The organism is Spirosoma arcticum, from assembly GCF_054779955.1.
The window spans coordinates 221,233-246,408 of record NZ_BAAGXG010000004.1; the positions used below are offsets into that span (position 1 = coordinate 221,233).

The 25,176-nt window shown below is 54.1% G+C and carries 23 protein-coding genes and 1 tRNA gene; 6 read left to right on the top strand and 18 right to left on the bottom strand.

The window, feature by feature from the left end; all coding sequences use genetic code 11:
- Positions 1–89: 89 nt before the first annotated feature.
- Together ACYVHB_RS10715 and ACYVHB_RS10720 are read right to left on the bottom strand one after the other, a co-directional pair.
- Complete coding sequence (locus tag ACYVHB_RS10715) at positions 90–1,460, bottom strand: RagB/SusD family nutrient uptake outer membrane protein (RefSeq protein WP_461051718.1); 1,371 nt, start codon at positions 1,458–1,460, stop codon at positions 90–92.
- A gap of 37 nt (positions 1,461–1,497) precedes the next feature.
- The gene (locus ACYVHB_RS10720) at positions 1,498–4,542 is read right to left on the bottom strand and encodes a SusC/RagA family TonB-linked outer membrane protein (RefSeq protein WP_461051719.1); all 3,045 of its coding nucleotides are present in this window, start codon (positions 4,540–4,542) and stop codon (positions 1,498–1,500) included.
- Between the two features lie 281 nt (positions 4,543–4,823).
- On the opposite strand from ACYVHB_RS10720, the gene ACYVHB_RS10725 reads away from it, so the two are divergent.
- Complete coding sequence (locus ACYVHB_RS10725; RefSeq protein ID WP_461051720.1) at positions 4,824–5,345, top strand: thioredoxin domain-containing protein; 522 nt, start codon at positions 4,824–4,826, stop codon at positions 5,343–5,345.
- Positions 5,346–5,465: 120 nt separating this feature from the next.
- Here the strand turns inward: ACYVHB_RS10725 and ACYVHB_RS10730 are convergent, their stop codons facing one another.
- From ACYVHB_RS10730 to ACYVHB_RS10770, 9 genes are all read right to left on the bottom strand, one after another.
- The gene (locus ACYVHB_RS10730; protein WP_461051721.1) at positions 5,466–6,707 is read right to left on the bottom strand and encodes a monooxygenase; all 1,242 of its coding nucleotides are present in this window, start codon (positions 6,705–6,707) and stop codon (positions 5,466–5,468) included.
- A gap of 71 nt (positions 6,708–6,778) precedes the next feature.
- Positions 6,779–7,483, bottom strand: coding sequence for a hypothetical protein (locus ACYVHB_RS10735; protein ID WP_461051722.1), 705 nt, complete (start codon positions 7,481–7,483; stop codon positions 6,779–6,781).
- A gap of 95 nt (positions 7,484–7,578) precedes the next feature.
- On the bottom strand, positions 7,579–9,348 hold the full coding sequence (locus ACYVHB_RS10740; protein WP_461051723.1) for a SusD/RagB family nutrient-binding outer membrane lipoprotein: 1,770 nt from the start codon (positions 9,346–9,348) through the stop codon (positions 7,579–7,581).
- A gap of 42 nt (positions 9,349–9,390) precedes the next feature.
- The gene (locus ACYVHB_RS10745) at positions 9,391–12,693 is read right to left on the bottom strand and encodes a SusC/RagA family TonB-linked outer membrane protein (protein WP_461051724.1); all 3,303 of its coding nucleotides are present in this window, start codon (positions 12,691–12,693) and stop codon (positions 9,391–9,393) included.
- Between the two features lie 392 nt (positions 12,694–13,085).
- Positions 13,086–13,865: a patatin-like phospholipase family protein gene (locus tag ACYVHB_RS10750; protein ID WP_461051725.1), complete on the bottom strand. Its 780-nt coding sequence runs from the start codon at positions 13,863–13,865 to the stop codon at positions 13,086–13,088.
- Positions 13,866–13,974: 109 nt separating this feature from the next.
- Positions 13,975–14,853, bottom strand: coding sequence for an MBL fold metallo-hydrolase (locus tag ACYVHB_RS10755; protein ID WP_461051726.1), 879 nt, complete (start codon positions 14,851–14,853; stop codon positions 13,975–13,977).
- A gap of 50 nt (positions 14,854–14,903) precedes the next feature.
- A complete protein-coding gene (locus ACYVHB_RS10760) occupies positions 14,904–15,239 on the bottom strand; it encodes a hypothetical protein (RefSeq protein ID WP_461051727.1) in 336 nt (111 codons plus the stop codon).
- On the bottom strand, positions 15,223–15,633 hold the full coding sequence (locus ACYVHB_RS10765) for a DUF4267 domain-containing protein (protein WP_461051728.1): 411 nt from the start codon (positions 15,631–15,633) through the stop codon (positions 15,223–15,225). The genes ACYVHB_RS10760 and ACYVHB_RS10765 overlap by 17 nt, the downstream gene beginning before the upstream one ends.
- Before the next feature lie 75 nt (positions 15,634–15,708).
- Positions 15,709–16,293, bottom strand: a complete 585-nt coding sequence (locus ACYVHB_RS10770) for a Crp/Fnr family transcriptional regulator (protein ID WP_461051729.1) — start codon at positions 16,291–16,293, stop codon at positions 15,709–15,711.
- 180 nt (positions 16,294–16,473) lie between these two features.
- Between ACYVHB_RS10770 and ACYVHB_RS10775 the strand changes: the two genes are divergently transcribed.
- Genes ACYVHB_RS10775 through ACYVHB_RS10790 form a run of 4 tightly spaced genes read left to right on the top strand, consistent with a single transcriptional unit; the run spans position 16,474 to position 19,500 of the window.
- Positions 16,474–17,220 carry a cytochrome b/b6 domain-containing protein gene (locus ACYVHB_RS10775; RefSeq protein ID WP_461051730.1) on the top strand — a complete coding sequence of 249 codons (747 nt, stop codon included), beginning with the start codon at positions 16,474–16,476 and terminating at the stop codon, positions 17,218–17,220.
- The gene (locus ACYVHB_RS10780; protein ID WP_461051731.1) at positions 17,217–18,029 is read left to right on the top strand and encodes a molybdopterin-dependent oxidoreductase; all 813 of its coding nucleotides are present in this window, start codon (positions 17,217–17,219) and stop codon (positions 18,027–18,029) included. The genes ACYVHB_RS10775 and ACYVHB_RS10780 overlap by 4 nt, the downstream gene beginning before the upstream one ends.
- A gap of 32 nt (positions 18,030–18,061) precedes the next feature.
- On the top strand, positions 18,062–18,799 hold the full coding sequence (locus ACYVHB_RS10785; protein ID WP_461051732.1) for a DUF1223 domain-containing protein: 738 nt from the start codon (positions 18,062–18,064) through the stop codon (positions 18,797–18,799).
- 38 nt (positions 18,800–18,837) lie between these two features.
- Complete coding sequence (locus ACYVHB_RS10790) at positions 18,838–19,500, top strand: endonuclease III domain-containing protein (protein WP_461051733.1); 663 nt, start codon at positions 18,838–18,840, stop codon at positions 19,498–19,500.
- A 59-nt stretch (positions 19,501–19,559) separates the two neighbouring features.
- Here the strand turns inward: ACYVHB_RS10790 and ACYVHB_RS10795 are convergent, their stop codons facing one another.
- The 5 genes from ACYVHB_RS10795 to ACYVHB_RS10815 all read right to left on the bottom strand — a co-directional run bounded on the left by ACYVHB_RS10795 (position 19,560) and on the right by ACYVHB_RS10815 (position 23,441).
- Entirely contained in the window at positions 19,560–20,105 is a 546-nt protein-coding gene (locus ACYVHB_RS10795) for a hypothetical protein (protein WP_461051734.1), read from the bottom strand.
- A 37-nt stretch (positions 20,106–20,142) separates the two neighbouring features.
- Positions 20,143–20,451, bottom strand: coding sequence for a hypothetical protein (locus ACYVHB_RS10800; RefSeq protein WP_461051735.1), 309 nt, complete (start codon positions 20,449–20,451; stop codon positions 20,143–20,145).
- 17 nt (positions 20,452–20,468) lie between these two features.
- Positions 20,469–20,540: transfer RNA gene (locus ACYVHB_RS10805), tRNA-Arg, on the bottom strand.
- 64 nt (positions 20,541–20,604) lie between these two features.
- Positions 20,605–21,900 carry a GTPase HflX gene (gene hflX, locus ACYVHB_RS10810; protein WP_461051736.1) on the bottom strand — a complete coding sequence of 432 codons (1,296 nt, stop codon included), beginning with the start codon at positions 21,898–21,900 and terminating at the stop codon, positions 20,605–20,607.
- Positions 21,901–22,055: 155 nt separating this feature from the next.
- On the bottom strand, positions 22,056–23,441 hold the full coding sequence (locus ACYVHB_RS10815) for an MATE family efflux transporter (protein ID WP_461051737.1): 1,386 nt from the start codon (positions 23,439–23,441) through the stop codon (positions 22,056–22,058).
- A gap of 314 nt (positions 23,442–23,755) precedes the next feature.
- On the opposite strand from ACYVHB_RS10815, the gene ACYVHB_RS10820 reads away from it, so the two are divergent.
- A complete protein-coding gene (locus ACYVHB_RS10820) occupies positions 23,756–24,502 on the top strand; it encodes a Nif3-like dinuclear metal center hexameric protein (protein WP_461051738.1) in 747 nt (248 codons plus the stop codon).
- On the opposite strand, the gene ACYVHB_RS10825 is transcribed toward ACYVHB_RS10820, so the two are convergent.
- Positions 24,503–24,841 (bottom strand): HepT-like ribonuclease domain-containing protein, encoded by a 339-nt coding sequence (locus tag ACYVHB_RS10825; protein WP_461051739.1) that lies wholly within the window; start codon positions 24,839–24,841, stop codon positions 24,503–24,505.
- Entirely contained in the window at positions 24,834–25,142 is a 309-nt protein-coding gene (locus tag ACYVHB_RS10830) for a nucleotidyltransferase family protein (protein WP_461051740.1), read from the bottom strand. Before ACYVHB_RS10830 ends, ACYVHB_RS10825 begins: the two co-directional genes overlap by 8 nt.
- Between the last annotated feature and the right edge of the window lie 34 nt (positions 25,143–25,176).

Genomic DNA, 25,176 nt, shown 5'->3' on the forward strand with positions numbered 1-25,176 from the left:
GACGGCCACGTCCGGGCGTAATACTAATTTGCTCTCGCCCGGACGTGGCCGTCCAGGATACGCACCACTTACTAACTCACCAACTCCCTTCAATACCCTGGATTTTGCTGCCCTCTCAGCGTGGGGTTTTGCTGAATTTCGCTCTGCGGAATAGGCCATAGTTCATACCGGCTGTTCCAGTTGGACGAGAACGCCGATACCACTGCCTGCGCCCGGCCCGTTCTGACCAGATCGTACCAGCGGTGCCCTTCAAAAGCCAGTTCATAGACCCGTTCCCGCTCCACGGCCAGCAACATCTCAGCCTGAGCCGCAACGGCAATGGCTGGTGCTTTGGCACGGGTGCGCAGCACGTTCAGGTCAGCAACGGCCGGAGCGAGTTTACCCTGCTGCGCCCGCGCTTCGGCCCGGATCAGGTACATTTCGGCCAGCCGGATGAGCACGATGTTGTTGTTGTCTTCCGACGCCGTTCCGTACTTACGCACCGTCCAGCCATTGTCGCTGCCGCGCAGGTTCTGGGTGCTGAAACCAATCGTTTCCCGGCGCGTACCAGCCTCCGCCGAGATCAACGAAACGACCAACTGATTTGACGGAATTAACTCCCGCCGTGCAGATAGGATGTTGTTCAATCCGAACGAACTGGTCCCCGGATCGTCGGACAGATTGTAGCCCACTTCCAAAATTGCTTCACTTGTGAAATCCTGCGTCACCAGGTCTACGTAGTTAGGCTCCAAACTGTAAACACCGGAATTGATTACCAGCGTGGTTAATTCTTCGGCCTTCGCCCAGTTTTTCTGGTACAGGTAGTAGCGGGCCATTGCCGCCCGGCAGTTTACTTTATTGAGATACGTAGCGTTAGTCGTGACGTTGGTCGAGCCGGCCGCTACGCTGGGCAAGTCGGTCAGGGCCGCTTCATAATCGGCCAGTACCGACGCCAGAATCGTAGCTTTTGCCGTGCGGCCAATAACCCGGTTGCCGACCTGGTCGGTCGTGGTCACCTCCGGAATGTCGCCGTAGGTGTTGGTACCGATGAAGTTAGCGTAGCCGCGCAAAAACCGGGCTTCAGCGACCACCTGCTTCCGCGTGGCTTCGGGTACACCCGTTACGTTGGGCAGGTTTTCGAGCATGAAATTAGCCACGTAAATGGTCCGGTACAGGCCGTTCCATAATGCGTTAACGGCCCCGTTAGCCGCCGTAATTTGTTTGGTACTCAGTTCGCGGTAGTCGTTGAACGTCCCATTGAACAGGACGTAATCAGCGGTGAAATCCCCGGCAATAATCGTTGGCGCAGCCGTTCCGCGCAGGGCGTTATACATCCCTAATCGAACGGGCTGAACGTCGGCAACTTCGTTGAGCACCAGCTCATCGACCAGCAGATTAACGGGCTTTGGTTCCAGTATCTCCTGGCAGGCTCCGGCTCCCAACAAAATGAATAACAGGCTATATCGAATAAAACGAATCATAAAATGAGAGTATTCAGTCAACAAAATGAGATGAAGATCAGAAGTTTACTGACAGCCCCACAATCACGGTTTTGACCTGGGGGAAGGTAAAAAAGTCAATACCCTGGGATACCGTTGAGCCGTCGAGCGTACTGACTTCCGGGTCGGGACCGGAGTAACGCGTCAGGGTCCAGAGATTGGTGCCCGACGCGTAGACCCGCACGTTCGTCAATTTATAACGCGAAATCCACTGTTTAGGCAAGTTGTAACCAAGGGCTACGTTTTTCAGCCGGACGTAAGAACCGTCCTCCAGATACCGGCTGCTCAGGTAATTGTTATACGTGTTCTGGTACACGTACTTCGGTACGCTGGTGATATCGCCCTCTTTCTGCCACCGCTGAAGCGCCTTCCGCGACTGATTGCTCTCCAGGTCGTCGCCTGTATTCACCAACGTTTGGTTCGTGAGGTTCAGGATGCTGTTGCCGTAGGTGAACTGGAAGAAACCGCTCAGTTCGATGCCTTTCCAGCTAACCCGGTTGGTGAAGCCGCCAGCCAGCTTGGGCTGCGCATTGCCCGTTACCTGCCCGTCGTCGGGGGTGATGCGGCCGTCGCCGTTCTTATCATCGTAGATGGCATCGCCGGTGGCGGGGTCAACGCCGAGGAATTTCAACCCCCAGAACGTGCCCAGCGGCTGACCGGGCAGAATGACGTTCGTTCGCGCAACACCATTACCGGTATAGCCCCGAAAAATCGGTTCGCTGCCCGTCAGTTCCACCACTTTGTTCTCATTCCGCGACAGGTTCAGGTCGGTGCTCCAGCGAATGCCGCCCGGCCCCTGGTCGATGTTCACCGTGTTGATCGTCAGTTCGACGCCCCGGTTCGATACCTTGCCAATGTTACCCTGCACACTGCTGAAACCCGTCGTTTGTGGGATGGGCTGCGCAAACAGGAGCTTGTCGGTCAGGTTACTGTAGGCGTCGGCGGTTAGCGTGAGCCGACCGCTAAAAAACGACGCGTCCAAACCAACGTTCGCTTCGCGGGTGCGTTCCCACTGCAATAGTGGGTTGGTCAGAGCCGCTGGCCCCACACCCGTTGAACCGCTATAGGTTACCGACGACCAGGTACCCAAATACTGAAAATCGCCGATGCGTTCATTCCCCGTGAAACCGAAACTGGTCCGCAGTTTCAAATCGCTCAGGAAGGTGAATCGCTGCATGAACGGCTCGGCCGAAATGCGCCACGCCAGCGACCCCGACGGGAACAGCCCAAACTGGCGGCTCTGCCCAAACCGCGACGAACCGTCATAACGGGCCGTGAGGGTGGCTAAGTACCGCTCATCGTAATTGTACCGAACCTCGCCCAGTGTAGAAACCAATCCACTATTCACCCGGAATGATTCACCCTGGTCAACGACCCCGGCGGAGGTGATGTAGGTAAAATCATCGCTCGGGAAAAGCCGTCCCTGTAGGTTTCCGTATACTTCCTCCCGTTGCAGCACCTCGAACCCGGCCATCGCGTTGACTTTGTGCTTACTGGCAACCTGGAAATTATACGTCAGTGTACTGGTATTGATCAGCGTCGAGTAAGTCGAGTTACTAAAATCTCCGTAACCCTGTCCACCCACGCTGGGTAGAAAACCACCGATGGCCGTTGTCGACGGTTCAAAGTTGTCTTCGGTGATGTTGTTGTAGTCGACGCTAACCTTGGAACGAAACCGTAGGTTCGGGATAAATTCGTACTCGGCATACAGCCCGCCGAGGAGTTTGGCGGTGTAACTTTCAAACCGGGGCAGCACGGCCTGACCAACCGGGTTGAAATTAGGAAAACCGGCGTAGTTGGGATCGCTGGGGCCGTAGAGCCGACCAAATTCGTCGTAGGGCGAATGGTAGGGCAGGCTTTTGATCGCTGCGGAGTACACGCCGTCCAAAAAGTTATCGCCTTTGACGCGCTTGTTCTTGGCCCGAGACAACGTAATGTTCATGCCGAACGAGAGTTGCGACGTCGCCTTGTGATCGAACCGGAACTGACCCGTGTAGCGACCGAATTGGTTGTTCAGTTGCACCCCCTCCTCGTTTCGGTAGCTGCCGCTGAGGTAGAACTGCGTCTTGTCGTTGCCCCCCTGACTCGAAAGCTGATACTGCTGAAAGATGGCCCGCCGGGTTATCGCGTCAACCCAATCGGTATTGATGCCGTCGTTCACGCCTTTGATCAAACCCAGCTTGTCAGGGTCCTGCCCGGCATTGGTGACGGACTCCCGTTGTAAATCGAGCAGTTCTGATGCGTTAAGCAGATCGGGCCGACGAACCATGTCGATCATGCCGCGCTGAACGTCGGCGGTGAACGTCGTTTTCTGGCCAGACCGGCCTTTCTTGGTCGTAATTAGCACGACACCATTAGCCGCCCGCGACCCGTAGATTGCTTTCGCCGATGCGTCTTTCAGTACGTCGATACTTTCAATGTCGCTGGGGTTGAACAGGGCCAGCGCGTTGTCCTGCTGCCCGCCAAACTCCCGATTTGTCAGTCCACCGTCTTCCACCGGAACGCCATCGACCACGAACAGCGGGCGGTTGGAGGCCGAAATGGAGGTGCTGCCCCGCACCCGAACGTTGATTCCCCCACCCGGCGTACCCGATGACTGCGTTACATTTACTCCGGCAGCCTGCCCCTGAAGGGCCTGGTCGAAGCTGGTAACGGGAATGTTCTTGAATTTTTCGGGAGAGACCGATGTGATAGCGCCGGTAATGTCTTTGCGCTGGGTAGTATTGTAGCCCGTCACGACTACCTGAGTCAATTCATTGATCGCTTCCACCATTTGCACGTTGATGACGGTGCGGTTGCCGACGGCTACCTCCTGCGTCACGATACCGATGGAGGTGAGCAGCAACGTAGCTGACCCGGCCGGAATGGTCAGGCTGTAGTTTCCGTTGGCGTCGGTGCTAATCCCGTTGGTGGTGCCTTTAACCAGCACGTTAACGCCGGGCAGCGGCTGACCGTCGCCTGCGGACGTCACCCGCCCGGAGATGCGAATGCCCTGCGCCATCAGGTTGCCCGACAGCAGTAAACACAAGACTCCGAAAATGATAGTACCGTAGTATTTCCTCATAGAGTGGGTGAAAATGTCGCTCTTAGTAGCAAAGTGATGCCCGACGATATACGAAACGTGTTGCCGGGTGGTTTTCGTACTGCATCCAGGTTCGTAAACAGGCAGTCAATTTTATTACTAACGATGGCGAGTTGATTATTCTGTCTTTTAGCCAAACAATATTCAGAAAAATACGGAATAATCAGTTGTCAAAGACCAGAAATTTTGTGTTTCCAAATCATCACCGCGTTTGTTACGTACTTGTGACTTTGTATTTCTCAACCTGATTGTCCCTTTATGCCATGCGCTATGTTCTCGGTCTGTGTCAACTGTTCCTGCTGATTACATCAGCAGTAGTGAACCACGCGCTTTTCCGTCCAGTACCATCGCCCGGCCTAACGGTGCATGTTTTCCTGAGTACCGAATGCCCGATTAGTCAACAGTACACCCGGCAACTCACCGACCTACAGCGGCAGTACGATTCGTCAGGGGTCCGGTTTCAGGCTTGGTTTCCCCTGCGCACCGACTCGCCCCGTACCATTCGCCGGTTTCAGACCGAATACAGGCTGTCGTTAGCCGGGAAACCTGATCCCGGTGCGCGACTCGCCCGGCAGTTGCGGGTACGCGTTACGCCCGAAGTGGTAGTGATGGACTCTACGGGCAAAATTCAGTATCAGGGAGCGATCGACGACTGGTATGTGGCCTTGGGCAAACACCGGTCCGAAGCTATGCAACACTATCTTCGTGATGCCCTCGATGCGGTGCTGGCTGGGAAAGACGTGGTAGTTGCCAGAACAGACGCGGTGGGGTGTTTGGTGGAGTAGGTTGTATCCTGGTGGTACGGCATACCGACGGCCACGTCCGGACGAGAAGAAATCTGTTTTACGCCCGGACGTGGCCGTTGGTATGCCGTACCACCAGGATACACAACCAGGATACTCCCCTTACTTCACGTAATAAAAGACCAGATTCAACATCTCATCGGTGGAGTTCCAGCCGTAACTGATGGTTCGGGCGGGGCGGTTCGGGTTGAGCGGGTTTTGGTCGGTGTTGTCGTAATGCGCTTCGGCAAGGATGGTTGATCCTTTGGGCAGCACAAGCATATCCCGAAAAAAATAAGTCAGTTGCCAGTTGTAGTCCCAGTCAGTAACATTAATCAAATTGATGGCGTCACCGTCGGGTGTAATGGCAAACGCCTTCACCGACCGGCCCAGCTTATGCATGTGGGGCAGCACCGACAACAGCCGAATGGTGTCGGGCAACGGGCCGTAATTCATGAAAAATGTCGGCTTGGTGTTGGCCGAGAGCAGGAATGGTTGATTGGTCACGCTGTTTTCGGTGAGCGACAACGTTTGTACAACACGCTCGACGGGTGTCCGGGCCAAGTACAGTCGTACTTCCGATTGGTCAATATCCGCTTTGGCCGATGGAGCGTAGTGAATGTTCAGGAGTAAATCGCTGCCCGCCCGGATGCGCTTGGCCGAACCGGGTGGGAACGTAACCCGGTCGTTGCCTGGCACCCAGCCGTATAAAAACTCGTCGGCTAAGGGCGTTCGCTGAAAATCGCGCAGGTGCGGATCGTCTTCGGCAATCCCGTCGATTGCGGCCATCGTCCCCGTCGAATCGACCATTAAGCGGCTATGGTGCAGTAGTTTTCGGTTGCCCGGCACAAACTCGATGGCTTCGACCCAGATATCTTCTTTCAAGTTCATCGGCACGTGAAAGTACCGGAAATCTTCGCGCCCATCGCCTTTGATGAGGTACGGTTTCATGCGAAGCACAAGGTCGGGAAGGAGGAATTGATCAATGGAATTTTGGCTCGTAGTTATTTCCTTCGCCCGGTTACCCTGTCGTTTCTTGCCTTCAGGCATTCCTTCCTTTACCCACGCCTGAATGGTGTTGATTTCGGTGTTGGACAAACCGCGTTCGTTGGCGTAATGCTGGAACTGCCGGTCGGCCGGGAAGGGCGGCATGTACCGGCTCTGTGTCACCTTCGCAATGAACTTGCCGCGCTTGGCCACATCTTCGTAGGTGAGCAAATTGAATGGTCCCACTCCGCCGGGGTGATGGCAGGGCGCAGCACAGTTGCGAACAATAATTGGTTGAATATCGACGCTGAAAGTGGGCGTTTGTGCTCGGACTAAGCCGCCAATGGTGAGCAACAGGATGAAGAAGACGGTGCGCATCGTTCCGAAGATACATAAAAAAACAGCAGGTCCGTTTCGGAACCTGCTGTTTTATAAAACAAACAGATCAATTACCGCACCGTCCAGGTTAGGTTACAATTGGCCGATGCCTGATTGTACTGAGTCGGATCGCTACAGATGCTTTCGGGGTTCCAGGCGTTGAACACTAAGCCATCGCTCGTAGTGAGCCTCCAGGTTATCACAAAGCGGTCAGCCGCTACCGGCAGACCGTCGATGCGCGTGGCTCCGGCCAGTTCAGCACCCGCCGGACGAGGCCGCTTCGGGTTATTGAATACCGATACTGCATTCGTTCCGTCGTATTTTATCGTAGCCGTCCCAAATAGTTTGGTAATATCAGCGGGAGTGACGCTGAACGTGTTCCACTGCCGGTTAGCCGCCGACGGTTCAAATGTTGTCAGCAGTTTGCCCCCGCCACCGAGCGAAGCTGTTTTTGGGTTGCCGTTCGCATCGTTATACGACTCGATCATATCCAGAAACACCTCAATTTTGCTAACAGTTAATTTATTGTCCAGCGAAACCCAGCGGAGCTTAAAGTTCATTTTGGCCGCAGCCTGTCCCGTAACGGGAAAGTTGGCGGCATTGGCCAGGGTATTGGGGCGGGTGTTAGCTCCCTCCTTCGGCTCTGGAACGTCGGCAAATATGCCAAACCCATGAACGCCCGGATCCCAGCCCGGCACGGGGTTTAGAGCCTCATCGCGGCAGCTCAGCAAAGCCACCATACCAAACGAAAGCGCGTATGTCAGTATTTTTTTCATTGTCAGTTATATCGGTTGGTCGACACGATGGATGCTACCAGTTCCTTTGTTCTACACTTCAGAACTAATAACGTCCATCGCATCTGATGTTCAGTTTAAAATTCCCACTTCACTTTGGTTTTGTCCCAGAACACCGGGTCACGGTCGAAAATAACATCCGCGATGTACTTAGCCGCGTTGGGGTTCAGGTTGCCTTCCTGAGTTGGATACGGCAGGCGCAGGGCAATCTGACGGCTTGGTTTTAGGAGGGGAGCCTGAATGCCCACCGAAAACTGCCGGAACTGACCCTGTACGGGATAACCCGTCCGGCGCAGCAGGTTCCAGATTTCCGCCCCCTGACCCCACGACGAGAACCAGATTTGCTTGGCTACGACGTTGAGTTTCGCCTGGTTGGTTGGCGCAGCATCATACAGCTTCAGCCACTCGCTCACGTAGGCGGTGATCGACGCGGTCGTGGGCTGAACGGTCCTTGAATCGGCGGTCGTCGCGTACTTGTACACGAACGCAATTTGCTCCCGCATCGCCGTTTCAAACAGCACTTTGGCATCGCCCGGTACGCCAGTTGCGTCTAAGATTGCTTCAACCTGGTAAAACTTCACGTTCCAACTGGTCAACAGCGGCCAGATACCATTGCCACCGGGGTTGTTGCCCGTTAAGGCCCTGGCCGGTATTTCGCGGCCCGAGTAATAACCCCCGGCGGGGTAGGCTCCCGGAGCCGCCCGGAGCGGACCGTCGGCGGGTGCGCCCGAGAAGTCGACACGGTCGCGGCCAAAGAAACCGGCTAAGTACAACAGGTCGGCGGCTGTCGGCTCCTGCTTGTCCTCGTAGAACACCCGCTTGTACTCGGTTAAAAACGCCGGGCGCTGGGGCAGGTAGGTGCCGCCAAACGGAAGGGTGCCCCGGTCGGTGGGGTTGGTTGGGTCCAGAATCCGCGTGGCCTGCCGGAAGAAATACACCGGCAAACGCGGATCTTTGTTCAGGATCATCTCGCCCATCAACTGGTGGTTGATGTAAAAGGGGTCACCCGTTCCGGTGTAGGGCCCCGTGAACCAGGGATGCCGATCTTCGGCGGGAGACGCCTGCGTTGAATACTGATAGACGAAATCCTGAGCCGTCGTGGTAATAAAACCGCCGTCGGCAAATGCTTTCACCAGATCGGCGTTGCCCGTAGCCCGTCCTTTGCGCGAATTGAACAACAACCGCAGTTTCACGGTCTTGGCCAAACGGGTCCAGGTAACGGCGTTGCCGCCCCCGATGAAATCGCCCGAAACCGCTACCGGCTGCGCTTTCGCCAATTCGACAACGGCCTGATCGCAGAGTTTGAGCAGGTCTTCGTAGATCTCTGAATCCTTGTCGAACGCCGGGGCTTTGTCGGAACCGGCTACGTTTCCTTTCCAGGCCTGCGAATACGGAATATCACCGAACTGATCGACCATGTTACCAACAGCATATGCCTTCAATACCAGTGCAATACCCCGGTACCGCGGATTTTGGCCATCTTCAGTTGATTTAAGCAACTCTTCTACATTCTGCATGTTGCGGTAGAAGTTGTTCCACACGCCGTTATACGAATTGTTGGTGAGGTTGTAGTAATCCGCATTACCATTGCCAAACCCCATCCCGGCAAATGCCATCGCATCATTGTTGACGGTTTCGATGACTGGATTAACTTCGTCAGCCCCTGTTCCCTTTGTGGCGATGCCAATGGCTGCCAGTTCGGCGGCCGGTAACAGTAACCGAAGCGCAGCCAAAGCCGGCCGGTTGGGATCGGCGTTGATGTTGAGTTCGGTCATCTGGCACGCATTCAGCAGCCAGATGCAACCCACTACCAACCCGGTTTTAATAAAAGTTGTGTATTTATTCATTGGTTGAAAGTCGTTTTGTCAATTGAGTCGATAACCCGGTTATTAGAACGTAGCCGTCACATTCAAACCAAACCGCCGGGTCGAAGGAGCCGCGCCAAGGTCGAAACCCTGAATGTTCAGATCGGGGTAGCTCGACAGCACTTCGGGGTCAAAATTAAGACCCTCCAGCATGTTGGGCGCGTAGAACCACAGGTTCCGGCCCGATGCCGACACCCGCAGGCTGCCAAAGAACTTGGTATACTTGTTCAGGAAGGCTTTCGGCACGGTGTAGCTCAGCGACACTTCCCGCAGACGAACCACCGTAGCGTCGTACACGTTGGTTTCGTCGGCTCCGTACGCACCAAATCCACTCGTGAAGTGATACTGGAACGCCGTCATCGGAATGGTGTTCCTGATCTCCTTACCGGCTTCGTCTAAGAGTGGCTTATACGTAGCTGGATCGCCCAGTACGCCCGGAATGACGCGCATGCCTTCGCGATCTTCTGAATTCTTCAACTGACCGCGCAGCAGTAACGAAGCCGCCGTTGACGAGAAGATCTTGCCACCCTGCCGGTAGTCGATCAGTGCCTGTAGGTTAAAGCCTCTCCAGGTAAACGTGTTTGTCCAGCCCAGCGTAAAGTCAGCCATCGGATTCCCAATCAACTGCGATTGGGGAGACGTGAAGGGCAGTCCCGTGTTGGGGTTGATAAGCAGTTTTCCCTCCGCGCTTCGGGCGTTCACCGTTCCGTAAATCATCCCGAACGGGTTGCCTACCCGGTGCATGGTCCCTAATGCCGACAGGCCCGTGCCACCGAGGAAGATCTCGTTCGACGGACCGGCATCAACCACGTTCGAGCGTAAGCGGGTGAAAGCGGCTGTTGAGGCCCATTCAAACCCATTGTTCAGCCGGACGGGGATGATTGTCAGAGCCAACTCGATGCCTTTGTTGTCGATCCGACCGGCGTTGATGAACTCATTAAAGAAACCCGTCGACGCGGGTACCCGGCGCGGCACGATCAGGTCAGTCGATTTCCGGTCGAAGTAAGCAAAATCAACGTTGATGCGGTTGTTGAAGAACTGCAGTTCCGTACCAACCTCCACTTCCGAGGTAAACTCCGGCTTCAGATTCGCGTTGTTGAGAGTCTGGGGTAGCACCGCAATCGAGTTGGGATTGGCGTTCACGAATGCCCGGTCTAAGTTGAAGACCGTGGCCACACTGTACGGATCCGCATCTTTACCCACCGTGGCGTAGTTGGCCCGAATTTTACCAAAATTCAGGATGTTTTTGGGCATATTCAACGCGTCGGTGAAGACGAGCGACCCCGACACCGCCGGGTAATAATAGCTGTTGTTGCTGGTTGGCAACGTCGATGAGTGGTCGTTTCGAACACTGGCCGTCACAAACGCGTAATTGTTGTAGGACAGCGAGAGTTCGCCGAAGATGCCGTACAGCCGCCGTTTCTCGTTGTACTCCCGTGCTGTTTGCGTCAGGGTACTTCCTACGTTGGTTATGTTGGGGTCGATGATTTGCTCACCCAGCATGTCGGCCCGGCTGTAACGCCGTTCGTTGGCGTTGACGCCCAACAGCAACTTAACGCCAAAGCGCTCCGAGAAATCTTTCGATATCGTGGCTAAAAACGTCAGGTCGGTTTCATTCCGGCTCAACTCCGTTCGCGACGCCCGGCCCAGCGGATACACTGTGCCACCGGGACGGATGTTGTTCCGGCGGGTTTCGTTGTAGGCGTTCACCCCGCCCCGGGCCGTCAGGTTCAGCCACGGCGTTACGTCGTACGTAAGTGCCATGTTGCCAAAAATGCGGTTCACGTTCGAGTTGTAGATGTTGTACTTGGCAATCCAGAGCGGGTTATCTAATGCCCGGTAAAACACGTTCGATCCATCAACGGGATTCTCGAACGGATAGCCATTGAGGTTGTAGTTACGGGGCAGGTAGAACAGGCGGTCATAAATCGACGCGCTCGACCCGGAGCTGTAATCGGTGAAATACGACGCACCCGACTGCGGGCTTTGCTGCTGCGTGTTGACGTAGTTTACGTTACCCGATATACCCAGCCCATTCACCAACGTAGCATTGCCACCGAAGTTGATCGACGTCCGCTTGGTGTTCGAGTTGGGAATGATACCCTGGTTGGTGGTCCGGGAGATACCCGCGTTGAGCGAGGTTTTGTCGCCCGTCGAGGAGATGTTGACCCCGTTTTCGATAACGCTGCCCTGCTTGAAGAAGCCACCAATGATATCGTAGGGAACGAGCGGGTCGGCAATGGCTTTACCGCTGGCATCCAGGAACTGCGGGAAGATCGACAGGTAACGGGCGGCCGTGTAAGGGACCCCAACGAGGGGATGCGGTATAGTGCCCTCAGGGTAACCTTCTACAATCGTTTTGGTGTAGCGGTTAAAGCCCAATTGCGCGTTTACGCGGTCAACTTCCGCCGGAAACACCGTTCCCCAGTTACCAATGAAACCACCGTTGTACTGCTGGTTGGACCCCTGCGTATAGGTATCCTGATAATCGGGAATGGTCGAAATTTTTTCGGTCGAATACGAACCGTTGTAGGTCACTTCCAGGCCCTTCCGGGCTGTTTTACTGCCCGACTTGGTCGTGATGACGATAACCCCGTTGGCCGCCCGCGAACCATACAGCGCCGAAGCAGCCGCCCCTTTCAGAATAGTCATGGCTTCAATGTTGTTGGGGTCGATGTCATAAGCCCGGTTCGACACAACCGAGTTGCTGGCGTAGCCGTTCTGGGTGTCGCCGGGGAAGTTGCCGTTCGAGGAGTTGTCGAACGGAATACCATCGACCACAAACAGCGGCTGGTTGTTGCCCGTGAACGAGTTATTGCCCCGGATGTTGATCTTGGTTGCCTGACCCGGCGCACCCCCACCCGAAACGATGTTCACACCCGGCACTTTACCCGATAAGGCCCGCAGCGGGTCCGGCTCAGAGCGCTGCTGGAGCAAATCGCCTTTCACGTTCGAGACGGCGTAGGCAAGTGCTCGTTTCTCGCGCTGAATACCGACAGCCGTCACCACCACCTCACCAAGTTGTTTGGAGTCATTAGCCAGTTTGATGTCGACAACCGACCGGTTCCCAATTTCGACTTCCTGCGAGGCCGATCCGACGAAGCTAAACACTAACCGGCCACCCTTGTCGGGAGCCGTGATGGAATAGGCACCGTTGGCATCGGTGTTAGCGCCCCGAGTTGTGCCTTTAATCACGACCGACACACCCGGCATCGGTGTTCCGTCTTCAGAGGCCAGCACCCTACCCGAAATTGTTCGCTCCTGAGCCCACGCGGGAACACAGAGTGAGCACACAAGGAGCATACTCACCAGTAGAATTCTACTCATAGTAAGATTACGTTTAGATTAAGATTACATTACTATCTGCAAAACTAATCAAACCGAAAAACCTTACAAACTTTTTGTCATAATTATAAGTTGCCTACTATTATTATAGGCTTGCTGAGTATGGCAGAATAATATTTTGTTAAATGAGCATTGGTAGTTTACTGTAGAAATCAGGCAGCAAGTAAAACTGCCATTTTCAAAATTTAAGTGATCTAAGTATATCCTGAAATAAGTTCACTAATAATTTGAATAGTTCAAACGGTGATTTTCAGAACTCCAGCGTACACGGGCGGTTCCAGGCTCAGATTATTATGTGTTCAAAACGGAATTGTGCCGTGCAAAGCAGGCTGGCACCGGGTTCTGTAAGATCAACTTGCGGGGCCAGTCTCCGTTCAGTCCATTTCAACAATGGGTTGGGCCAAGCTTTTCTCAATCTGAACGGCCATTGATCGGGTATGCTGGTAACCAATGCGGAACAGTTCGCGTGCCTTGCTGATGTCCATTGTGCCGTACTGCGCCAATTGAGGAGGTTCGATGAGTACGGTGCATTTTGCAAAACGCTCCTTTGTTTTGCTTTGAACGGCCAGCACCAAACTCCGCTCGATAACGCCCCGCATGGACGTAACAGGCTTGCGCGGGCCCAGCACATTGCAGTGGGAACCGATGATGGCATCCACCTTATTTTCAATAATTTCAACGGGTAAGTTATTCAACACGCCCCCGTCCACAAACTGGCGTTTGTTGATAAGCATCGGCTCAAACATGCCGGGCAGGCAGCAGGAGGCCAGTACGGGCCGAATGAGTTCGCCCTGTTCAAAAACGACCTGTTCGCCATCGTTCAGGTCCACGGCCAGCACGTGTAGCGGTATTTGTAAGCCCTCGAACGAGTCGTGCGGTATGTATTTCTTGTATAAATCGACGGCTGTATCAATGCGTAGCAGACCCATTCGGTTCCACGCGGGGCGCAGATGCCGCACAAAGGAGGACGACTCAATAATTTTCAGGCTTTCGTCGGGCGAGTAGCCCTGGGCAATCAGCGCGCCCGTTATGGCGCCCGCACTCGTACCCGCGATCTGATCGAACTGGATACCAATCTCCTGCAACGCTTTTATAACACCTAAGTGCGCAATACCCCGCGCTCCGCCCCCCGATAAGACCAATCCAATTTTCATATTCGCCCTGTGTAAATGCTCTGATTAATAACGGCAGGGCACGAAATTTGGTTTGGCGGTAGGGTGTATCCTGGTGGTGGGGCATACCGACGGCCACTCATCACCCACGCTACAGCAGCTCCGCCAGTGTTCCCTTTTCCCTGACCCGGATGCCTTTCTCGGTTCGTTCCACAGTAGCCGCTTCGCAGGTAGGGTCGTGATCGAAGAGGAGAAGCCAGTTTTCGTCAACGGCTCGGTTGAGCAGGTCCGTCTTCTCATCCATCGTTACCAGCGGCCGAACGTCGTAGCCCATCACATACGGAACCGGTATGTGCGACGCCGACGGAATCAGATCGGCACAAAATACAGCCGTGCGCGGCTGATGGCCGTTACCATCGCCCAGCCGAAACAAGGGTAGTGTCATTTTTTCGGTATGTCCATCCAGGTACAGCAACTCGACGCCCGGTAAGTTCAGGCCATCGCGGTCGGTAAAGCGCAGTTGACCGTTCTCATGCAGCGGCATAAAGTTGTCGCGTAGATAAGTGGCCCGTTCGCGGGGGTTAGGGTTGGTAGCCCAGTCCCATTGTCCACTATGGCTCCAGTAGGTTGCCTGCGGAAACGTTGCTTCGAGCTTCGTACGCCCGGCATCGGCCCAGCGCACGGCACCGCCCGCGTGGTCGAAGTGCAGATGGGTAAGCAGCACATCAGTTACGTCGTTGACTGAATAACCAGCCTGTTCAACGGCATTCGTCAGGGTTTTGCCGTTGGGCAGGTCGTAGAAACCAAAGAACTTAGCATCCTGTTTATCGCCCGCACCCGTATCGACCAGCATTAGCCGGGACCGTCCATAGGCGTCGCGGGTTTCAACGAGTAGATTGCGCAAGGCCCAGTCGCAGCGGTTGCGGTCGTCGGCGGGGTTGGTGCGTTGCCAAAGGGTTTTCGGCACTACGCCGAACATGGCCCCACCGTCGAGTTTAAAGGGACCGGTATCGAGGGTTTGGATGGTCATGGAGTACAGTGGAAAGTTATTCGGCAAAGGTAAAGCCCTTACCGAATAACTCAGACGGTTCGCCAAAGGGCAATAAGTGCGGTCAATACGGTTAGACTAATTAACAACTGCCATGTTTGCTTCGCGACGATCTTCTCCCGATGCGCGGCTGTGATGCTGGCAATGATAACTAAGAGCAGACTTTTCGGAACAACTTTCCAGTAGTTTATAGCTGGATACCGAATGGCAACTAATCCGATGCCGGTTATCAGTAAGGTTATTCCGCAGTAAAGCATTACGTTGCTGGTGCGTTTAACGGGCCGTTCCCACTGACGCAGTAGCGCAGCCAGATACACCAGAAAGGCGATGTAGTGGGTGTACAGAATCGCATTAAGCAGTAGCAGCATGACGCGGGGCAGTTTGAGGACGAACCAGAAAGTACCCAAATACCCACGAGACGACCACCGTTATTCCGTGTATCCATTCGGCTCCGGGAACAGCGTTTGGCGCAATCAGCACAACCAGCATATCCACGAGCGGAATCAACGATCCAATCAGTACCACTACAGCCAGCGGTTTTCGCCAGTTGGCAAGTGTGAAACTGGTCAGGATTAAGCCGGAGAAAAGATCGCGAATCCCTTTGATGTAATGAAACGAATTCGTTGGCTGGCCGTAGACTAATCCGAAACCACGCTCGGCCACTTCGGGCGCCAGCAGAAAGCGAGCACCAATAAAGATCAGTCCGAAGCCGAACAGACACCCTACAATTTTGGCCCACAAGGGCAGTTTTTTCGTTTGCATTGTCGTATTTGTTTAATTGACAATGCAAAGGTCAGTCTTCGCCCGAACGACCACATTCACGTAGGTGAAGAACGCTCAATAGCGTTTGCCCGCGCGTTGCGCTCTAATGCGGCTCAACGACTGCGGTTTGATGCCGACGTAAGAGGCCACCACGTACTGCGGTACCCGATCAGCAACGCCTGGAAACAGGCGCAGGAAATTATCGTAGCGTTCGTCGGCGGTTTCGCGGTAAAACGAGGTCAGTTTCTGAAGCGTTACGACGAAGAGTTGTTCGGCCACTAACCGCCCAAATTGCTGTCCGTGTTCCAGCGTTTCGTAGAGTTTTTGCAAATTGTCGTAGCTAATGCGCAGCAGGGTAGTCGCTTCGAGGGCCTGAATGAAGCGGGTAGATGGCGTTTGGGTCAGAAAGCTCTCGTAATTACAAACGAACGTCTGTTCGGTCGAGAAGTCATAGGTGTGTTCCTCACCGTCGTCGAGTACGTAGTAACGCAGCAATCCTCCGGTCACGAAACCCACGTAACGACACACCTCACCGTCTTGCAGAAAGAAGTCATTCGCCCCAATGGTATGCCGCTCAAACAGGTGCTCAATGATTTGCTCTTCGTCGGTCGAGAGGGGGATGAACTGCCGAATGGTATTTAGCAATGGGGCGATGGTCATACTACTCGTCTTACTAAAAATAGGGTTGGTTATCGGCACGACCATCCTAAACATTATGTTGAATGGGTATGCGGTGAAGCCGAAATATAATAGGCCCCCAGCCGGAAAATGTTATAAAAAACGGATAACTTATTGCCTGATTTACTCGTAACAATCAATAAACCTATTCCTGTACTCCCCATGAAACGAATCGTCCATAAACACCCGCTGGCCATCCGCTGGTTTCACTGGATCAACTTTCCGGTGTTGCTCATTATGATCTGGAGCGGGATGCTCATCTATTGGGCCTACGACCCCTATAAAATCACCATTGGTGACTGGACGCTCGTGTCGTTCTTCCCCGACTGGTTCTACAAAGCGCTGGGGTGGTCGCGTCGGCTGGCGGAGGGTATGGCGTGGCACTTTGCGTTCATGTGGCTGTTTCTGCTCAATGGTCTGCTCTACGTTGGCTACACGTTCGTTTCGGGCGAGTGGCGGCATTTGGTACCCGACCGGAAGTCGTTTCGCGAGGCCATTGAGGTGACGCTTTATGACCTTGGTCTGCGCAAAACTCAGCCGTCATTTATCAAGTACAACGGAGCGCAGAAGATTGCGTATTTCTCGATTATGCTAATGGGCGTTGGCTCGGCGCTGACGGGTTACGCCATCTATAAACCAACGCAGTTTTACTGGCTGACGGCCCTGACGGGCGGCTACGAAACGGCCCGGCTCCTTCATTTCGCGCTGACTATTGGCTACGTGTTGTTCTTTTTGATTCATATTGCGCAGGTCGTCCGGGCTGGATGGCATAACTTTCAGAGTATGATTACGGGCTTCGAAGTGCTTAAACCCAACGCCCCCAACCGTCCAGTCATGACTAATTCCACACCTGATCCCGACCCGACTCATACGCCGGTCCAACCCGGTCCAACCCCTGCTCTGTCATGAATCCAACTAACCAACCAAGCAACGAGCCGCACCTGCCCGAAAGGGACGTTGCTGAATCGGCCGTGCGTCGGCGAATGATTAAATCGTTTGGCTGGTTTGCGCTGGCTTCAGCGGTGCCGTTTGGCGTGTATTCCTGGATCAAATCCAGCCCGAAATTGTTGGGAGCCAAAAAACCGCTGCGCCGGGTGCTCGACGCCAACGAAAGCATCTCCCGCACGTATTTCAGCAATGCCAATTTAGTGAAGACGTTCCCAGCCGAGGCCGCCGTGAAAAACGCCCGCGTCAATGGGTTCGACGGTATGCGTGCTCCCCTGCCCGCCGACTGGAAACTACAGATAGATCGTGCCGATAATGGACCGCTCTTACTGACGATGGATGATATACGAGCCTTACCAAAGCACGAACTGATTTACGATTTCAAGTGTGTGGAAGGCTGGAGCCAGATTCAGCACTGGGGCGGAGCGAGACTGTCGGACTTTTTGGTGAAATACAAACTTGGTTCGCACAGTGGTAACGCGCCCGATCCCGACAACCCGGACGATCTGTTCAAACACGTCGGTATGGAAACGCCCGACAAAGGTTATTACGTCGGCATCGATATGGAAAGCGCGATGCACCCGCAAACGCTGCTGGCCTACGAACTTAACGGACAGCCGATCAATAATCAGCATGGTGCACCCGTTCGGCTGATTATTCCGGTCAAGTACGGCGTCAAAAACCTCAAACGCATCGGCCGGATTTTCTTCTCAGACACCCGTCCCCGCGATTTCTGGACCGAACGGGGCTATGATTATTACGTAGGGCTGTAACGATTACGCCCAAACTTCATCAACAAACACACATGAATTACTTGCTGATTTTTCTGTTCGTTTCCGGTTTGGCCGCATCGTCGACTATAAAAGAACCGGTCAAACCGGCCACTCAGCCCGTTGTGGTGCTGGAACTTTTTACCTCGCAGGGTTGCTCCAGTTGCCCGCCCGCCGACCGCACGTTGCAGGAGTTAACTGAGAAAGCCGCCCGCGCTGGGCAGGCCGTGTATGGGCTATCGTTTCACGTCGATTACTGGAACCGGCTCGGTTGGCAGGACCCCTTCAGCAATAAACTTTTCACCGACCGGCAGCGATTGTACGACCGCGCTCTGAACAGCCAGACCTATACGCCCCAACTCATCATCAACGGGCGTCAGGACGTGATTGGCGGCCAACGAGCAAAGATTGAGCAGGCAATTCAGACGATTCAGAAGCAACCCGCATCGTCATTTATTGGCGTCGACGGCAGCGTTATTCGCGATGCAAAGCAAGTGACTGTCAACTACGAGTTATCGGCGGCAGGGACGTACCGGGTGAACGTGGCGCTGGTGCAGAAAGAAGCCCGCACCGTTGTCGGAAACGGCGAAAACGGCGGCCGGACGCTCGTGAACACCAACGTCGTGCGCCAGTTCGAAACGGTTGAACAGTCCGGCACGTCAGGTAGTTTAGTTTTACCGTTTCCCAGCGGTTTGAAACCTAACCAAACGTCGGTGCTGGTTTATGTTCAACGGGTTGATACTGGGCAGGTGGTGGGGGCGAAAATGTTGTGAGGGATATTTACAAATAACAAACTCAACTACCCCCTTGAATGAATGCCAATTTCGACCTGAGCTTTGTTCTCAACCGGATTGAAGATGCGATTCGCCCGTACCCAAAAGCGGCTATGTTTGAATTAGCGGAGCGGGGTTACGGCAGCCTGTTCGAGCAACTCATCTCGTGCATCGTCTCGATCCGAACACTCGATGAAACGACCATTCCCGTTTCGCTGCGCTTGTTTGAGGCCGCCCGGACGCCAGAACAACTCCTCGCACTCGACATTCCAACGTTGACGCAATTACTGTACGGAACGACGTATCCCGACCAGAAAGCCTACACCATGCGGGGTATTGCCGACCGGATCGTGAACGAGTTTGGGGGCGAACTACCCGCCGATTTTGTTACGCTTACGTCGCTGAAAGGCGTGGGACCGAAGTGCGCCAATTTAGCCCTTGGCGTGGCAACGGGGCAGGCCGCCATCAGCGTCGACATTCACGTGCACCGGGTGGTGAACCGCTGGGGCTACGTGCAGACGAAGCAACCCGAACAAACGCTAAAAGTATTAGAAACGCAGGTGCCACGCGAACAGTGGGTCAACATTAACCGGTTACTAATGCCTTTTGGCAAACATATTTGCACAGGTACACTGCCACATTGTTCAACGTGTCCCGTGCTGGATTTCTGCGAACAGGTAGGGGTAGAGCGGCACCGGTGAAGATAGGTAGGTTAGTGTTTGAGTGCATGTGTTTTGGTGCGCTGGCAACTCAAAACACATTACTCTTTTTCACCTGCCAATGTCGTCATAGCCTGCTTCAGACTGACTAATGTAGTGCGGCAGGCTTCATCAATTTGTCGATAAACGTCCGCCTGATTAGCCGCGATCTGCTTGATTATGCCACTATTCTTGACCGAGTCGGCCGCTGCCTGTTCCATCTCGTCGGCTGAGGAACTAACGGGACGAACGGGTTGAATAAGACCACCTTGTTCGGCAACTAAATCCGTGATCGTCGCCCGGTAACGCCCGATCCTCGCTTCAATGGTAAGCGTGTAGCGGACGGTTTGATTATCAATGGAATACAATGATCGGACAAACACAATACCGTGTTGTTGGTCGTAATGCAGTTCTGCTTCGTTCGCCAATGGGTAGCGTTGTCCGGCCCACGTGCGTATTTGGTCGAATATAGGCCGGGCTGGTCCTTTGCCATCGCCGATGCGCACGATTTCCTGATACTGCACCTGCCCCGCTTCGCTCGTTGGGAGTTTAACCTGGGCCAAGGCTACAGCCGGAATCAACAGGAAAAATAAGAGTGACGCTTTCATTCTGGTAGTGGTCCCAGCGGGCTGCGGGAGTCTATGGTTACGAGAAAACCTTATTTTCAAGGCGTTGAACCCGCTTGCGCGGGTCGATAAGCTCGTCAAGTTTATCTGCCATTTTCATTACCGATACCCGGAGTTCGCCAATAGCCGCCGTGTTTTGCTCCGTTCGCTTCTCCAGCCGGTCCAGCCAGATGTTGGTTTCGCGCTGTTCCTTGCGCATACCAATCTGCTCTTGAATCGCTCCGTCCAGCCGCGCGTTCGTGCCAATCTGCTCCTGACGCATACCCTGCACTTCAATCAGCAGTTCGGCCACAATTTCAATCCATCGATTTTGCTCGCTGGGGTTCATAAAGGCTTGTTTCTAAGTGGTCGCGACGGGAATCGAACCCATATCTAACGTTTAGGAAACGTCTATTCTATCCGTTGAACTACGCAACCAAAAATCAAAAACCTGCCAGATCTTAAACCCGGCAGGTTTGAATGCAAAATTGCCGAAAATCCGTCAACTCGCCAAACCGTCGCCATACTCCTCAGCCGATTCAGACAGCGGTACGTTTACCCAGTTGGGATAAATGTAGTAGTGCTTCTCTTTCACCAAAGAGTACAGCAACTCGCGCAGTTCGATCACGTTCTCGCCGGTTTGAGCCGAGATAAATACGACGTGGTCAGCTTTTTGGGCGAGGTATGTTTTTCTGAGGTATTCCAACGCCGTCTTTTTCTGAACCGCCACCGGAATTTCTACCTCCTGCTGCAAAACACCATCGTCCGAAAATTCATCATCTTCCTCGTCGGCGGGCGTTGCTTTCTCCAACCATTCATTCTTAGGTGCAAACTGGTCCATCTTGTTGAACACCAGCACCATCGGTTTGTCGGCGGCTTTAATATCGGCCAGCGTGGCGTTGACAACCTCAATCTGCTCCTCGAACAGCGGGTGCGATACGTCCACAACGTGAACCAGAATATCGGCCTCCCGCACTTCGTCGAGCGTGGATTTAAAAGCTTCAATAAGCATGGTTGGCAGCTTACGGATAAACCCAACGGTATCGGTCAATAGGAATGGGATATTGCCCAGCGTCACCTTGCGCACCGTCGAATCGACCGTAGCGAAGAGTTTATTTTCGGCAAACACATCGGCTTTTGCCATCGTCCGCATCAGCGTCGACTTGCCCACGTTGGTGTAGCCCACGAGCGCCACCCGCACGAGCCGGTCGCGTTCTTTCCGGCGCGTCTGGCTCTGCCGGTCGATCTTTTCGAGCTTCTCCTTCAAAAAAGCAATCCGGTCTTTCACAATCCGGCGGTCGGTTTCGAGTTCTTTCTCACCCGGTCCCCGCATACCCACGCCCCCTTTTTGGCTGGTTAAGTGACTCCACATCCGAGTCAGCCGGGGATACATGTACTGATACTGAGCCAGTTCGACCTGCACCCGTGACTGCGCCGTTTGTGCCCGCATCGAGAAAATATTCAGGATCAGCAGACTGCGGTCAAGCACTTTCACATCTTTGAAGGCATCCTCCAAATTCCGCACCTGCGACGGAGTCAGATCATCGTCAAAAATGATGATGTCGACCGGATTGGCCAGAACGTAGGTTTGAATCTCTTCCAGTTTACCTTTTCCCACGAAGGTGCGGGTGTCGGGCCGGTCGAGTTTCTGCGTGAACGCCTTCTTAGTGACGACGCCCGATGTTTCGGCCAGAAACGCCAGTTCGTCTAAGTATTCTTTGGTTTGTTCGGCGGTTTGTTTCTGCGTTATCAGCGCGACCAGAACAGCAGTTTCTGATGGTGTATGTGTATCGTTCATATAGTTTCTTTAAGGTGGTTATTGGGTTTCAAGCCTTAAGCCAGTTGTTGCTGACTGTTCCCTAAAAATGTAAACTTCAGGCCCCGGAAGAGTATAACGGGCCGGTTTTGGTAAAAGTTTCGGCGGTTTATTCAGCCATAACGACCCCTTTCCGCCTAAACCTGAACCGTTTTCCAATGGCCGCGCCGGAACACCCAGATTGAGATAACGGCTAGGAGCGTTTCGCTGATTGCTACCGACCAGAATACGCCCGACGGCCCCCAGTTCAACGAGTGGGCCAGGGTGTAGGCCAGCGGAATTTCGAGCATCCAGAAACACACGATGTTAATGAGCGTCGGCGTTCGGGTGTCGCCCGCGCCGTTGAACGCCTGGCTAACGACCATGCCATACGCGAACGCCACGTAGCCGATGCAGAATACTCGCAGACACTGTACCGCCACGGCTACCACGCCCGGTGTGCGGTCGAACAGGCCAACGATTTCGTGCGCACCGGTGTAAAACAGTATGCCAACCAGCAACAGGAAAACCATGTTGCACAAAGCCGCCCGCCAAACCGATGTTTCGGCCCGTTCTGGCTGACCCGCCCCCAGATTCTGACCTACCAGTGTGGCGGCTGCGTTGGCCATTCCCCACGAAGGCAGGATAGTGAAGATCAGAATTCGGATGGCAATCGTGTAGCCCGCCACAACCTCACTGCCAAAGGTGGACACGACCCGCGTCAGAAACACCCAACTGGCCGACCCGATCAGAAACTGCCCTGTGCCGCCAGCCGCTACCGTCAACAGATTGCGGATAATGCCGGAGTCAGGCGTTAAGTCAGCCCGGCGAATCTGCATGGCCCCGCTCCGGCGCGTCAGGGCGTAGAGTTGATACAAAACGCCAATGGTTCGGCCAGTTGTCGTGGCCACGGCTGACCCCAGCACACCCAGCGCAGGAATTGGCCCCAGTCCGAAGATGAACACCGGACATAGCACGATGTTGACGCCGTTGGCTAACCACAGCGACCGCATGGCCACCGATGCATCGCCCGACCCGCGCAAACAGCCGCTCAGCGTGTGAAGTAAAACAATGGCTGGTGCGCTGGCGAAAATCATCCGGGTAAAGCCAGAACCGTTAGCGACTAACTGCGCGTTGCCGCCCATCAGCCGCAGAATCGACTCGGCGAAGAGTACTCCCGGCAAACCCATTACCAGCGCCACTACAACCGATACGAGAATGGCTTGTCCGGCCGTTGTACCCGCTTTGCGCGCATTCGTTTCACCGATGCGCCGGGATACCAGCGCCGTGGCAGCCGTGCTGAGTCCAATGGCTACCGAGTAAACCAGCGTCAGCACCGACTCTGTCAGGCCCACTATGGCTACCGCTTCAGAACCAATTTTAGCTACGAAAAATATGTCGACAACGGCGAATAAGGACTCCATAACCATTTCGAGGATCATGGGTACGGACAACATGAAAATGGCCCGGTTGATACTGCCGGACGTGAAATTGGTCTCCGAACCGCGCAATGCGGCCAGAAATAACCGAAAGAATCTGGTCATTGAATGAAAAGACTAAACCACAACCCGATAAGAGTCGGTAGTGGACCGATGAAGAAAGGAAAGCGTGACCACCCGGACGGGCGGCAGAAACTGGAGGAGAAGAAAGCCCACGGAGGGCTTTAGCAGGGGAGCTTCATCGGCGTATAGCGCTTTGAGACTGCAAACGTATTAAAAAGCGTTGTAAACCACCAAACTGTATTGAGTAAACGGTCAGCTTATTGGCGTTTATGGCCTGTGTACGTGTTCAGTCGCCATTTGTTAGAGAACGAGCATAAGGAATTTATCAGCCCACAACTGAAGTTGTGGGATCAATTATGAATGTTCAGCCTGTTTCACTCAACGATATTGTCGATTTCTTACGGAACGAGTTCGCTGTTGACCGCTACCCGGACAGTGAGCAGGGGGGCGTTTATAAAGCGTCCGGGCGACCCGTTCGGCGGTTTGGTCTGGCGCTGGAGCCGTTTCCTCAATTGCTGACCTGGGTCATTGATAATCAGTTTGATGCGTTGTGGCTGCACCGCCCGTGGCAACTCGACCCGACCACGTTGCCACCCGACATCGGCGTTATCTACAATCATTTACCGTTCGATGAGCACCTGACAATGAGCTACAACCCCCGGCTGGCTACCCAACTCGGAGCTAATGGTTCACTCGAACCGCTGGGTTATAAACAGGCCACCCGCGCAACCGGCGAACTGCTGCTCCAACGACCCATTGGAATGCTGGTCGAGGCCGAGGACCAGCATGTGCAGGACTGGATTCGCCAAACGCAACTGCTATTCGGTGGCTGTGACCGGGCCGAATCGGGCCGACAAACGACGGTCGGGTGCGTTGCGGTGGTAGGCGCGATGAACGATGCGCTCATCCACGAAGCAGCCGGGCGTGGCGCGGGCCTGTACCTAACCGGTCAATACCGACCGTCGGCGCAGGAAGCGGTCGACGAAACGGGCATCGCCGTAGTTGCCGTGGGGCATCGCCGGAGCGAGGAGTGGGGCTTGCGGACACTAACCAATATACTGCACGAACGCTGGCCGGATCTGTTTTTAATGGCTTCGGCGTGATTATGCGTCCGCCAGCAACTGTTCAATTTCGAGTTTTAAGCCAGGCAAACTTCTTATAACGACGCTCCAGACAATGACATCATCCACTGCATCGTAAGCATGAATTACGCGATTCCGTAGATCAACGATACGCCGGGCATTGAATATAGCAATAGTGCTGTCAACTTTCAGAATTCGATTTATGGCTTCGCCAATGATCTCCAACTCGCGTTCGACAGCCCGCCGGATAGTAATGTTTGCCTGGTAGACTACGAAATCACGTTCGCCGTTGAGGTGAATGTCTATATTTTCAATTGCGCCAGCTATATCAGATAGCCATTTACGGACTTCCTCACTCATAAATAGCCGTTTTTGTCTTATTTACTGTGGCAATAAAGTGAGGGTTCTGTAATGACCGTTCCGTTACCAAATCGACTGGTCGTTTTAGTACAGACTCCAATGCATCAGCGATGACAAAATAATTTTCGCCGTAACGTACTGGATCCAACGATTCATCGAAGGCGATGAGCAAATCAATATCACTGTCTTCGTTAAAGCGGTCCGTACAAACGGAACCAAATGCATACGCCCGTTTCACGCCGTTCTCCCGCAGAATACGGGTAACAGTCGGCAACGCATTAGCCAATACGGGGTTTATCATATTAATTGTCGTTTCGTCGCAAGTATAGCTAAAA